This is a genomic window from Maridesulfovibrio salexigens DSM 2638 (assembly GCF_000023445.1).
Classification (GTDB): Bacteria; Desulfobacterota; Desulfovibrionia; order Desulfovibrionales; family Desulfovibrionaceae; genus Maridesulfovibrio; species Maridesulfovibrio salexigens.
In genome coordinates this window covers 812,744-825,371 of record NC_012881.1, presented here as the reverse complement: position 1 = coordinate 825,371, position 12,628 = coordinate 812,744, and the positions used below count along the sequence as shown (strand labels likewise).

Here is a 12,628-nt window from a genome sequence, read left to right as displayed (position 1 = left end):
GCAGAATGTCGAGAATACAACTAAAGGGGTATTTATGTTAAAAAAATCCAGCCTTGTAAAACTCTTTTGTCTCTGTTTGTTCATTTTTTTGTATGGCTGCGCTGCTCATGAAACCAAGCCGACCGTTCCCATAACAGTCTTCAACCCTACCCCCGGATCATTTAATGTTCAGGTTGTACTTTTCGATCTCAAGGGCAACGGACTTCCTCAGAAAGTTGAGGCAGGGGTAGTCCCCATTGAGCAGAATCTGATTCAATCCCTTGAAGGAATCGGCTACAGCTACGATCCTGATGGAAATGCCAATTACATGATCGAAGCCCGCATCGGTTCTATTTCCCCTAAACTTGCCGCTGCCGGGGAATCCCAACGGGTCGGATTTGCATACGACGGTTTCTACGGTGACCCCTTTTTCGCAGAATATCCGGTGCTGATTAATGAATGGACCCCGGAAATACAGCGTATCCGAAGCGGTCCCAACACATGTTTCATTACCATGCAGATTCTGGTCAAGGAATCAAAGGCCGGACGTGACTCCGTAGTATATCATGGCACCCCCCGCCCTATGGAAGTGCCCTATGAACTGGGCTGTCCGTTTTCGAAATGCGGACAGGGAACCAATCAGGCACTCGCTTCATACCTGCTGGATGTTTTTTCAAAATCTGCCCGTAATTGAAAAATTTACAAACTTGCAAGAATCTAAACAGATCAATATACTCGCCCCTCTCAAAGGAAAGCGGAATCCTCTGTGCGGGGGGGCTGGGAAATTTGTGCTGCAATCTTTTTTTTGAAAAGCAGCCGATATCTCGAAAAAAGAATTAAAATTCAAGATTTTGGATTAAGGAATAAGGGAAGGTAAGGAGTGGAGATTAATCGCCCGTGGCTGGATCACTATGATCCGGATGTGCCTCAGACAGTAAATTTTGTATATCGGCCGTTATTTGAATATCTGGATCTCACAGCTGAAAAATGGCCAAAACGCAAGGCCATTGAATTCCAGAACTGGTCAATCAGTTATGGCAAGCTTCAACGCGAAGTTGAGATAATGGCTGCGAATCTGCGCAAGCTGGGCATTGAACCGGGAGACCGGATCGCTATTATGCTGCCCAATACCCCGCAGATGATTATGACCTACTTTGCAATTCTCAAAGCCGGAGCCGTTGTCACTCTGACCAACCCGCTGTACATGGAGACTGAGATCGTTCACCAGCTCAGCGATTCCGGGGCTAAAATGCTGATCACCATCGATCTGCTTTGGTCCAAGATCGAGAAACTGCGCGACAAACTCCCGGTACGCAAATATCTGGTCACCAGAATTTCCGACACACTCAAATTCCCACTGAACAGCCTCTATAAATTAAAGTGCATGCGGGAGAAAAACTCCCCCAAAGTTCCTTACAACGACTCTTCAATTCTCAAATGGGATATCCTGCGTAAAGGAAAAGAACGCTACAGCGCTCAGAACATCAGACCGGAAGACACGGCCCTGCTGCAATACACAGGCGGAACTACCGGCCTCTCCAAAGGTTGCAACCTGACTCACGCAAACCTTGGTGCAAACGTTCAGCAGTGCCACGCCATGCTTAACAGCCTTGGCGATGATAAAGAAATTGTGATGGGTATCCTGCCCTATTTTCATATCTACGGGCTGACTGTCTGTCTGCACTTCCCGACTATGCTCGGGGCAACTATGGTTCCATTCCCGCGCTATGTGCCTCTGGATGTACTCAAAACCATGCACAAGCTGAAGCCGACTCTTTTTCCGGGTGCTCCGGCACTTTACATTTCCCTGCTCCAACAGAAAGAAGTGGAGAAATACGATGTAAAGTCAGTTAAATACTGTCTGTCCGGTTCCTCTCCCATGCCGGTAGAAGGAATCAAACAATTCAAAGAAGTTTTCGGCGCAACCATTGTTGAAGGATTCGGGCTCACAGAAGCCTCTCCGGTAACTCATCTCAACCCGCTGAGAGGCAATAAAAAGCCCGGTTCCATCGGCATGCCCCTACCTTCCACTGATGCTGCAATTGTCGATATGGAAGTGGGCAGCGTTCAGCTTCCTCCGGGAAAAATGGGTGAGCTTGTTATCCGCGGGCCGCAGGTAATGAAAGGCTATTACAACAAGCCGGATGAAACTGCGGGAACCCTGCGCAACGGCTGGCTTTACACCGGAGACATCGCCTACATGGATGAGGAAGGTTACTTCTACATCGTAGACCGCAAGAAGGATATGATCATTTCCAGCGGCTACAACATATACCCCCGCGAAGTGGATGAAGTACTCTACAAACATCCCAAGATTCAGGAAGCCGTTACTGTAGGCCTGCCCCACAAAACACGTGGAGAAATCATTAAGATCTATATCGTGTTGAAAGAAGGCCAAAGCATGGACCGTGCCGAGGTCATTGCCTATTGCCGTGATAAACTGGCCGGCTACAAAGTCCCCAGGCAGGTAGAATTCCGCAGTGAACTGCCTAAGACCATGGTCGGTAAAGTCCTGCGTAGAGCCCTTCGTGAAGAGGAAGCTCAGAAGAAAAAATAATTTATTTCAAAATATATCAGTGAATAGAGCCTGCCTGTAATGATTACAGGCAGGCTTTTTTATTCAGCTGTTTGACAGCCAATTAATTCCGGCGCATATTTAGCAATAATTACAGTCAAATATGTCAATATCAGCACAATTAAATATTCATTCTGTGAGGACCGCCGTGCCCGAAAATCTCAAGACCGTAACTATGCAAAAAGGAATTCCCGGAACAATCACCCTGCTGCAAAAGGGAGTATTTATCCATACTACTTCCGGCATGAGCGTTCGGCAATTCATGGTGGATGAAATCGGACTCAGTCCTGACTATGCTGAGACTAGAGTACGGGCCATTTTCGTGAACGGTTCCCCTGTAGATGATATTGACGGTGTTAAGATCAAAGATGGGGACGAAGTATCGCTTTCCGGTGCCCTTCCGGGCATCAGCGGTATCGCTATGTGCCGGGATACGCCCATAGGTGCATTCCGCTCCGATATCAGCGCCAAAGCTTCCGATACAGTCAATTCAGGTGAGGCCAAAATCTACCTCAAACTTTTCAACCTCATAGCGCAGGAAGCCGGGCCCACCCTGCTTAAAAAAGGCGTTGTGGTTGAATCATCTCAGGTACTAAAATATTTGAAAGAGAACGCTCCGAAAGATATTCCACCTGAAGGCGGACTGATCCTGCTAAAAATTTAAAAAAAGTAGATTTTATTATTCCGATAATATACAAGCAGCCAAAATCGTAAAAACTTCTAACCTGCTTTCGGAATATCATTATGAAAAAACTTTTTTTAATTTGCATTTTATCGTTGGTAACCCTCACCGGCTGCGCTGTAGGCAACAAATACGATCTAGCTAGTGCCGTTCCTGAAGTTTCTCATTCCTCAAATAAAGAAGTGGCTTTAGGCGTTCAGGATGCTCGTGCTTATGTAATCGATGGTGATAAAACTCAAGATTTTATTGGGCTCCAGCGCGGAGGGTTCGGTAACCCGTTTGATGTGACAACCCTCAGTGGTAAACCACTTGCCGAAGACATTTTAAATGCCATTGCTGCCGGAATGGAAAAGCAGGGTTATAAAGTAAGCAAAGTTACCATCCCCGCCCTGAGCAAGGCAGAAACAGCCATATCAAAATTATCAGCTGAAAAGAAAAGCCGTTCCATGCTCGTATCTATCCTCAATTGGAAATCCGACACCATGTACAGCGTAGCCATGCACTATGATTTCAGGGCTACAGTCTACAATGAGTCCGGCAAAAAATTGGCAGAAACAACATTGCAAGGTGAAGACGAACTCGGCGGCAGCATGGTGAATCCCCCCGCTCATGCCATGAAAGTTGTTCCGCAGGCACTGGAGGAACAACTGACCAAGATCATCAACTCCCCCGCAATTACTGATGCCTTGAGCAAAAATTAATCTATCCCTCAAACCAACAAAAAAAGGGTTAGTCTCATGTGAGACTAACCCTTTACTTTTTTACTTAAATAAGAACTGGAAAATTAATCCAGTCCAAGCATCTCGACCATAGCTTTTTTCATGCCTGCGGTATCGATGCCGAGTTCATTGCGAAGCTCAAGCTGAGTTCCGTGCTCGATAAACTCATCGGGGATACCGAGACGTTTGATCTCGTGCCCGTCGATGGCATTGTTATCCACCAGAAGTTCAACTACTGCGGAACTGAATCCACCGGCCTTGGCGTTCTCTTCCACGATAAGGATCTTCTTAAAGCGGGAAGCCAGTTCCAGAATCTGCTGTTCAGGCAACGGCTTAATGAAACGGGCATTAAAGACCGCAACAGCCTTACCGTATTCTTCATCAATCTCTTCCACAGCTTCAACTGCGGGCCAGACTCTTGAACCAACAGTGATGACTACTCCGTCAAAGCCGTCGCGCAGCAACTCACCTTCACCGATTTCGAGAGTACTGGGTGTCTCTTCAAGGATCGCCCCAATACCGACACCGCGCGGATAACGCACAGCAGCAGGACCGTCAAAATCAATGGCAGTTCTGACCATGCGTGAAAGCTCGGCCTCATCCTTGGGAGCCATGAAAATCAAATTCGGGATATGACGCATGTAGGACATGTCGAATACACCGTGATGGGTCGCACCATCGGCTCCAACCAGTCCACCACGGTCGAGGAAGAAATTCACGTTCAGATTCTGCAGACAGACATCATGCACAACCTGATCATAAGATCTCTGAAGGAAAGTGGAGTAAATTGCTACCGCCGGTTTAAAACCCAGAGTAGCCAGACCTGCGGCAAAAGTTACCGCATGCTGTTCACAGATACCTACATCCACAAAACGGTCCGGGAACTGTTCACGAAATTTATCGGTTCCGGTCCCTTCGGGCATGGCGGCAGTGATGGCAACAATCTTGTCATCCTTTTCCGCCAGATTACAGAGGGTGTTACCGAAAACTTCAGTATAAGAAGGCAGTCCGCCCTTGAACTTCTTGGCACGGCCTGTTTCCGGCTCAAAGCTGCCCACACCGTGAAAATAGGTGGGGTTGTCTTCTGCCGGGGTATACCCCTTGCCTTTCTTAGTCAGGACATGGACCAGCACCGGGCCGTCCATCTTCTTGACCTGTTCCAGAACATCGACCAGCTCATTCAGATTATGACCGTCAATGGGCCCCAGGTACGTGAAATCAAGGGACTCAAAAAGCATTCCGGGAGTAAAGAAACTCTTAAAGGAATCTTCACCACGTTTGGCATACATGGCCAAGTCATCACCGATTTTGGGAATCTGCTTCAAAATGGACTCAAAGTCCTTCTTGAAACGGTTCATTACCGGATGAGAAAGCTTGCGGCTAAGGAACGCAGAAAGCGCACCCACGTTGGTGGAGATGGACATCTCGTTATCGTTGAGAATAACCACCATCTTGCGCTTCATGCCACCAGCCTGATTAAGCCCTTCAAAAGCCTGCCCTGCGGTCATGGAGCCGTCACCGATAACTGCCACACAGTTACGGTTATCCCCTTCAAGGTCACTGGCTACAGCCATACCGAGAGCTGCGGAAATAGAAGTACTGGAATGTCCTACGCCGAAATGGTCATAGGTGTTTTCCGCCATCCGCGGAAATCCGCTGATACCGTCTTTCTGACGCAATGTATGAAATTCGTTGTAGCGTCCGGTCAAAATTTTATGGGCATAGGCCTGATGACCCACGTCCCAGACCAGACGGTCATGATCAAGATTGAAACACTTGAACAACGCCAAAGTCAGTTCAATCACTCCGAGAGAAGGAGCAAGGTGCCCACCGCCCACGGAAACGGTATTTATGATACACTGACGCAGTTCTTCAGCAAGCTGAGTCAACTGCTCGTCACTCAGTTCCTGAACCTGCGCAGGATTATTTATTTTCTGCAGAAGCTCATATTTGCCGCATCCGCAGGAAGAATCATTTTTACTCATATTCCAATGAACCTCACCACTGGTTTCAATATCTGTAAACTTAAGCAGCGTAACAGCAAACTCCCCAACTCCCTCTGGAATCCACTGCTTGGCGCACACTACTTAACGCTGTTAACTTCGCAACGTATAAAAAATCTATTCCTAGCCGGGTTTCACTTTGTCCTAGTAGACCCGGTCCACTATATAGCGGGCCAGTTCTGCGAGGAACTCGGCTTCTTCACCTGAATACGGTGAAAGCAATTCAACGGCCTCATCAACATACTTGCGGGCCAGTTCTTTACTCTCATCAAGTCCGATCAGACTTGGGTAGGTGGACTTACCCTGCTCGATGTCGCTGCCCACAGGTTTGCCGAGGGTCGCTTCATCGCCGACAACATCCAGAACATCGTCCACGATCTGGAATGCAACACCGATGAGTCTTCCGTATTCTTCTGCTCGTCTGACATCATCTTCAGACGCTCCTGCTCCTTTAGCCAGAATTGCGCCTGATTTACAAGCAGAAAGAATAAGAGCACCAGTTTTCATGGAATGCATTACCTTGAGCTCATCAAGGGTAACACCGTCACGACCGGTGTAGCTCATGTCAACAACCTGACCGCCGACCATGCCCGGACTGCCTGCGGATTTCGCCATCAATGAAATGGCTTCAACCACATATTCAGCAGGAGCGTCAGCTTTAGCCATGAAACCGAAAGCTTCGGTAAGCAGGCCGTCACCGGCAAGAATCGCAGTAGCTTCGTCAAACTTCTTATGGTTTGAAGGCTTGCCGCGACGCAGGTCATCGTCATCCATTGCCGGAAGGTCGTCATGGATCAGCGAATAGGTATGAATCATCTCAAGGCTGGCAGCAAAAGGCATAACCGCCTCTTTCTTAACACCAAGCATTTGAGCCCAAACCAAAACAAGAACCGGGCGCAGACGCTTGCCTCCAGCCATCAGGCTGTATTCCATAGATTCAAGAAGATTCTCAGGAATCCCCATACCCTTAAGACATTCACCCAAATATTTTTCAACATCCGCAGCATGCACTGCGAGTTTTTCTTTAACTGTCATCCGCTGTATCCTCTTCTGTATCAACGTCAAAGTCTTCAACTTCGCCGCCAGTGACTATTTTAACTTCATTACGGGCCTTTTCCAGCTGTGTGGCGCATTCCTTGGAAAGGGTCTGGCCTTCTTTAAACAGGGCCACACCTTCCTCAAGGGGCAGGTCGCCCTTTTCAAGGGCAGACACTATCGCCTTCAAGCGGTCAAGACGGTCTTCAAATGTTTTATTGTCTTTTGTCAAAAGCTGCCTCCGGCGGCTCTCCGAGGGCCAAAGAAACTTGTGAAAAAGTGTCTCTGGACTCTTCAAAACCTTTTATTAGGCTTAGCCGCTTCGAGTTCTAAGAATCTTATTTTATACCGAGCAATTGGTCGGTTGTTTTATAGAGAACATAGGACGGGTCAACAAGTTTTCCCTGCACAGATACACTCATATGCAGATGCGGTCCGGTGACCCTTCCGGTAGAACCGATGCCGCCGATAAGCTGACCCCGTTCCACTAATTCGCCTTCCTTAACATCTATCCGTGAAAGATGGAAATACATAGTGACCACCCCGCTGCCATGATCAATATAAACTGAATTTCCAGCATAGTAGTGATTACCTACCAGCACCACCTTACCGTCTGCCATAGCTTTGATGGCATTCCCTTTGGCTCCACGGAAATCAAGACCCCGATGCGGGTTCTTAGGTTTACCGTTCAAAATCCTCTGAGCACCATAGGGGCTGGACTGAGAACCTTTGGTCGGGCGGGTAAAAGGGACGTACCATTTACGCTCAGGACTCATCGCAGCCTTGGCAACAGCAACTTCCCTACGGTCCTGTGCTATTTTATCCAAGACTTCTGCTGGCGGGGTGACCATTTTTTCGGGCAGGGTCAACCGCTGTATGCGGTATTTTTTCTTATTAACCTTAACTGTCCGCCCGAAAGTACGCTCCTTGCTTTCGGACACTGTCTTGATAACCAGTTTGTCCCGACCGATTTTGTCAGAAAGAACATCAGTGCCGAACATTGCCAGCGCCACGGAACGACCTTTCCAAGTACGAATTTCCGGCTTAACGCTTTTGCCTTTCCATTTAATGGAAACAGACTCCAGCGGAGTATCGGAAGTTACCCGAACCAGAAACGGCTCACCAAGTCCGACCCTTTTAGGGTAAGCCAGAAAGACTGAAGCCAGCGCAGTGGAGGCGCAGAGCAGAAGCAGAATCAAGGTCAGAAGAGCGATGCGAAATTGTTTGTATCCATTCATTTTCAGTAATCTCCACAATTATTCAGATGTAACCCTTGCCCTGACTTCACCGGATTTTACGCGTACACGGATAGCATCTCCGTCTGCAACCTCATCCGGGCTGCGCAAAAATGTGCCGCTCTTTTCCACAGTCACGAGAGAATAGCCCCGTTCCAGCGGACTTTCAGGGTCCAGCATGCGCAATGAAGTTGCTGCGTTTTCATACTCCGCCAGCTTATCTTTCAAAAACATATCTGCGGCGCGGGACAATCTGTTTTGCAAACCGGAAAAATCATTCTCCATGCGTTCAATACGTTCTTCGCCAAAAGCAAAAGACAAACGGTGAGACAAAGCTGAGACCGTATCTGATTTTGCACTCACAAATTTCCCGGCAGCACGATCCAAACGATCAGCTTCCTCAGCAAAAGAAGTCAGCAGCCGTTCAATACGCTGTGCGGGAGATAACCAGCTAAGCCCCTTTTGCAAGGTTTCCAGCCGGGATTCGCGCACATTCAGAAAATTATCAAAACTGCGAACAAGTGAACCGTCCAGTTCGTCCACTGTCTGCATTAAAGTCTCGCGCCGGGGCCAGAGCTCCTGAGCTGCATGGCTGGGGGTTGCCACCCGCTTATCCGCCACATAGTCGGCAATGGAAACATCGACTTCATGCCCCACCCCGCAAACAACCGGAACCGTAGCCCTGAAAAGCGCATCCGCAACCTGCTCGGTATTAAAAGCCCACAGATCTTCCAGAGAACCACCGCCACGGATAAGCACCACAACTTCAGCCCAGCCGTCATCATAAACAGTATCAAGAGCCTGTGCGATCTGTCCCGGAGCAAGATCTCCCTGAACCAGCGTAGGATAAATCCTGATTTCCGCACCAGTGCCGCGAGTTTCGGCAATCTTCAGGAAATCCCGGACAGCTGCACCAGTAGGAGCAGTTACCACTGCCACCCTTTTGGGTGAACGGGGGATTTCCATTTTGCGGTCATCATCAAAATATCCTTTTTCAGCCAGCTTGCGTTTCATGGCTTCGAAGGCAAGCTTCAGATCACCAACACCCTGCTCCTGCACCAATTCGGCAACAAGCTGATATACTCCACGCGGGGGATAAACATTCATGTGTCCGGCACAGAGAATTTCCATACCGTCCTCAAGTTCCAGCGGACCACCGGATTCAATTTCCCCGGTCAGCGGATTAATGGAATCTTCGCCATCTGCTCCGCCCATGCGCTGGTTACCTTTGAACCAGACAACGGATAAGCCCGCATCCCCATCAGTGAGCGTAAAATAAATGTGCCCGGACGCAGGCCGGGCCAAGTTCGTAACCTGTCCCCGCACCCATATAAACGGAAATTCCGTTTCCAGAACATCTTTAACGGCACGGGTAATGTCAGTTACAGAAAATATTTTCATATATTATACAAAGCTGGCTACTACTTAAGTAGTAGCCAGCTTTATTTTTAGTTATGCTTTAAGTCCCCATGACTGCCAGATTTCAGCACGCCATGCTTTGAAAGCTTCAGTGAAACCTTCAAGAGGCAATTCAATTTTTTCACCGGTTTTACGGTTCTTGGCTTCAACAATACCATTCTTGAGGCCCTTGCCGCCGATAACCAGCTGCATGGGGTAACCGATCAGGTCTGCATCGGCAAATTTTACGCCCGGACGTTCCTTGCGGTCATCGTAAGCTGCGTCAATGCCCATTTCCATGAGTTCATTGTAAAACTCTTCAGCTTTCTCGTTTACAGCCTCATCCTTACCGCCAAGAGAGATCACGCAGAGTTCGAAAGGCGCGATGGTCGGAGGGAAGATAGCACCGTTTTCATCGTTGTTCTGCTCAATTGCGGAAGCAACAATACGGGAAACGCCGATACCGTAACAACCCATGACCATAGGCTGGGTCTTGCCGTTTTCGTCAAGGAAAGTGGCTTCCATGGACTTGGAGTACTTGGAGCCGAGTTTGAAAACATGACCAACTTCAATACCCTTGGTGAACTCGATAGCCGCGCCGCACTCGGGGCAAGGATCAGCTTCGGTGATCACGCGCAGGTCTGCGAACTGCTCAATCTTGCAGTCGCGACCGAGGGAGAGATGCTTGATGTGGGTGTCGCCCTTGTTAGCACCTGCAATCCAATCGGTTTCAGTCAGCAGTTCATGGTCGGCAAAAATACGCTCGATCTTAAGACCGACGGGTCCGGCAAAACCGACAGGAGCTCCGGTCCATTCCTTGACCTGCTCCTCGCTTGCCATTTCAATTTCGTTACCGCCAACGAGGTTGCGCAGCTTAACGTCATTGAGTTCACGATCACCGCGAACAAGAGCAGCAACAGGCTCACCGTCAACAGTGAAAAGCAGGGTCTTAACCAGCTTATCCTGCTCTACGCCGAGGAATTCACAAACTTCTTCCACAGTGTGTTTGCCGGGAGTGGCGACTTCTTCGATTGCGGGGCATTCAGCATTAAGCATGCTTTCACCGGTAGGTGCAGCAACTTTTGCTTTTTCAAGGTTTGCAGCGTAACCGCATTTCTCATCCTTGCAGACCGCGATGGTATCTTCACCGGTATCGGCCAGCACGTGAAATTCGTGAGAAAAGTCACCGCCGATAGCACCGGAATCAGCCTGAACGGGACGGAAGTTCAGCCCGATGCGGGAGAAAGCTTTCTTGTAAGCTTCGAACATACCGCGATAGGATTCTTCTGCTCCGGCTTCATCTTTATCAAAGGAATATGCATCTTTCATGATGAATTCACGACCGCGCATCAGTCCGAAGCGGGGACGGATTTCATCACGGAATTTAGTCTGAATCTGATACAGATTGAGAGGAAGCTGCTTGTAGGATTTTACTTCGCCGCGAACGAGGTCGGTAATAACTTCTTCGTGGGTGGGTCCAAGGCAGTAATCACGGCCGTGACGGTCTTTAACGCGAAGCAGTTCCTTACCGTAGTAATCCCAACGTCCGGTCTCCTGCCAGAGGTCACCGGGCTGAACCATAGGCATGAGCACTTCCAGTGCACCCGCACGGTTCATTTCCTCGCGCACGATGGCGGCAACCTTGTTCACGGACTTAAGGCCCAGCGGCAGGTAGTTGTAAATACCACTGGTCAGCTTGCGGATCATACCCGCACGCATGAGCAGTTTATGGGAAACCACTTCCGCTTCGGAAGGGTCTTCTTTCAATGTGGGAATATAGTAACGGCTTAAACGCATTTATTGTCCTCTCTTTTCTTTCAGGAATAATTCTATTTCTTTCATAAATTCAGGCAGCAGATTTTCATCGCCCTTAACTTTGCGGATTACTTCGCCCTTGCGGAAGATGATACCCAGTCCACGGCCACCAGCAATACCGATGTCAGCTTCGCGTGCCTCTCCAGGACCGTTAACCACGCAGCCCATGACCGCAACGGTAAAGACATCTTCAACACCGCGCAGGTTGTCTTCCACCTTCTGGGCCAGATCAATGAGTTCAATCTCGGTCCGTCCGCAGGTGGGGCAGGAAACAATCTCAGGTCCGCGTTCACGCAAACCAAGTGAGCGCAAAATTTCCCAGGCAACGCCCACTTCCGCCACCGGATCATGGGTCAGGGAAACGCGCATGGTATCGCCAAGGCCTTCCCAGAACAGAATACCCAGTCCTACGGAAGATTTAACCGCGCCGCGCACCAGTGTTCCGGCCTCTGTGATGCCAACATGCTGCGGGTAATCCACCTTTTCTGCCAGCAATTTGTAAGCAGCAATGGTGTTCAGCACTGATGAAGATTTCAGGGAAATCTTGGTATTGTAGAAATTTCTCTTTTCCAGCAGAGCCACGTGCTCCAGTGCGCTTTCAACCATTGCCTGAGGGGTCGGACCGCCATATTTGGCAAGCAGTGCTTTGTCTAATGAACCGCCGTTAACGCCGATACGAATGGGGACATTACGTTCCTTGGCAGCAGAGACCACGGAATCAACCTTATCCTCGCCTCCGATGTTGCCGGGGTTAATGCGCAGGGCATCAATACCGGCTTCCATAGCGGAAAGAGCCAGACGGTAATCGAAATGAATATCCGCCACCAGCGGGACCGGAGATCCCTTACGGATCTGCGGCAGGGCTTTAGCAGCTTCTTCGTCCGGTACGGCAACACGCACAATTTCGCATCCGGCTTCTGCCAATGCGTCAATCTGTGCCCGGGTGGAAAGGGCGTCACGGGTGTCGGTGTTGCACATGGACTGTACCCTGATCGGGTTATCTCCACCAATACCAACATCCCCGATGAACAGCTCACGGGTCTTTTTTCTATTAATCATTTTTCACCTGATTTATTCAGTTTGGCAGCTAATATAAAAATAACGTGCGCGGTAGCATAATACATATTGTTATAAGAGCCAAGGCTCGCTTTTTAAGGCCTCCGGCGGCCAGAGGGGAAAAACTTTTG

At 49.1% G+C, this 12,628-nt stretch carries 11 protein-coding genes; 4 read left to right on the top strand and 7 right to left on the bottom strand.

The annotated features are described in order from the left end of the window. The first annotated feature begins 34 nt into the window (after positions 1–34). The 4 genes from DESAL_RS03740 (at position 35) to DESAL_RS19600 (ending at position 3,937) form a co-directional block, all read left to right on the top strand. Complete coding sequence (locus DESAL_RS03740; protein ID WP_041721631.1) at positions 35–673, top strand: hypothetical protein; 639 nt, start codon at positions 35–37, stop codon at positions 671–673. A gap of 186 nt (positions 674–859) precedes the next feature. Then, positions 860–2,536 carry a long-chain-fatty-acid--CoA ligase gene (locus DESAL_RS03735; RefSeq protein WP_015850628.1) on the top strand — a complete coding sequence of 559 codons (1,677 nt, stop codon included), beginning with the start codon at positions 860–862 and terminating at the stop codon, positions 2,534–2,536. A gap of 166 nt (positions 2,537–2,702) precedes the next feature. After that, complete coding sequence (locus tag DESAL_RS03730) at positions 2,703–3,218, top strand: hypothetical protein (RefSeq protein ID WP_015850627.1); 516 nt, start codon at positions 2,703–2,705, stop codon at positions 3,216–3,218. Positions 3,219–3,298: 80 nt separating this feature from the next. Beyond that, positions 3,299–3,937 (top strand): hypothetical protein, encoded by a 639-nt coding sequence (locus DESAL_RS19600; RefSeq protein ID WP_015850626.1) that lies wholly within the window; start codon positions 3,299–3,301, stop codon positions 3,935–3,937. A gap of 83 nt (positions 3,938–4,020) precedes the next feature. Here DESAL_RS19600 and dxs read toward each other — a convergent pair whose 3' ends face one another. From dxs to ispG, 7 genes are all read right to left on the bottom strand, one after another. After that, on the bottom strand, positions 4,021–5,940 hold the full coding sequence (gene dxs, locus DESAL_RS03720) for a 1-deoxy-D-xylulose-5-phosphate synthase (protein WP_041722096.1): 1,920 nt from the start codon (positions 5,938–5,940) through the stop codon (positions 4,021–4,023). A 162-nt stretch (positions 5,941–6,102) separates the two neighbouring features. Continuing rightward, positions 6,103–6,993, bottom strand: coding sequence for a polyprenyl synthetase family protein (locus DESAL_RS03715; RefSeq protein WP_015850624.1), 891 nt, complete (start codon positions 6,991–6,993; stop codon positions 6,103–6,105). Next, complete coding sequence (locus DESAL_RS03710; RefSeq protein ID WP_015850623.1) at positions 6,983–7,225, bottom strand: exodeoxyribonuclease VII small subunit; 243 nt, start codon at positions 7,223–7,225, stop codon at positions 6,983–6,985. The genes DESAL_RS03715 and DESAL_RS03710 overlap by 11 nt, the downstream gene beginning before the upstream one ends. 106 nt (positions 7,226–7,331) lie before the next feature. Further along, positions 7,332–8,231: a M23 family metallopeptidase gene (locus DESAL_RS20595; RefSeq protein ID WP_015850622.1), complete on the bottom strand. Its 900-nt coding sequence runs from the start codon at positions 8,229–8,231 to the stop codon at positions 7,332–7,334. A gap of 18 nt (positions 8,232–8,249) precedes the next feature. Next, positions 8,250–9,629, bottom strand: a complete 1,380-nt coding sequence (gene xseA, locus DESAL_RS03700; protein WP_015850621.1) for an exodeoxyribonuclease VII large subunit — start codon at positions 9,627–9,629, stop codon at positions 8,250–8,252. Between the two features lie 51 nt (positions 9,630–9,680). Next, complete coding sequence (locus tag DESAL_RS03695; RefSeq protein ID WP_015850620.1) at positions 9,681–11,423, bottom strand: proline--tRNA ligase; 1,743 nt, start codon at positions 11,421–11,423, stop codon at positions 9,681–9,683. Next, positions 11,424–12,500, bottom strand: coding sequence for a flavodoxin-dependent (E)-4-hydroxy-3-methylbut-2-enyl-diphosphate synthase (ispG, locus tag DESAL_RS03690; protein ID WP_015850619.1), 1,077 nt, complete (start codon positions 12,498–12,500; stop codon positions 11,424–11,426). It lies immediately after the preceding gene. Positions 12,501–12,628 lie beyond the last annotated feature (128 nt).

What these genes read in the sequence shown, in the direction of transcription:
- DESAL_RS03740 (WP_041721631.1), top strand. Translation starts at nt 35, where the DNA reads ATGTTAAAAAAATCCAGCCTTGTAAAACTCTTTTGTCTCTGTTTGTTC.
- DESAL_RS19600 (WP_015850626.1), top strand. Translation starts at nt 3,299, where the DNA reads ATGAAAAAACTTTTTTTAATTTGCATTTTATCGTTGGTAACCCTCACC.
- dxs (WP_041722096.1), bottom strand. Translation starts at nt 5,940, where the DNA reads ATGAGTAAAAATGATTCTTCCTGCGGATGCGGCAAATATGAGCTTCTG.
- DESAL_RS03715 (WP_015850624.1), bottom strand. Translation starts at nt 6,993, where the DNA reads ATGACAGTTAAAGAAAAACTCGCAGTGCATGCTGCGGATGTTGAAAAA.
- DESAL_RS20595 (WP_015850622.1), bottom strand. Translation starts at nt 8,231, where the DNA reads ATGAATGGATACAAACAATTTCGCATCGCTCTTCTGACCTTGATTCTG.
- xseA (WP_015850621.1), bottom strand. Translation starts at nt 9,629, where the DNA reads ATGAAAATATTTTCTGTAACTGACATTACCCGTGCCGTTAAAGATGTT.
- DESAL_RS03695 (WP_015850620.1), bottom strand. Translation starts at nt 11,423, where the DNA reads ATGCGTTTAAGCCGTTACTATATTCCCACATTGAAAGAAGACCCTTCC.
- ispG (WP_015850619.1), bottom strand. Translation starts at nt 12,500, where the DNA reads ATGATTAATAGAAAAAAGACCCGTGAGCTGTTCATCGGGGATGTTGGT.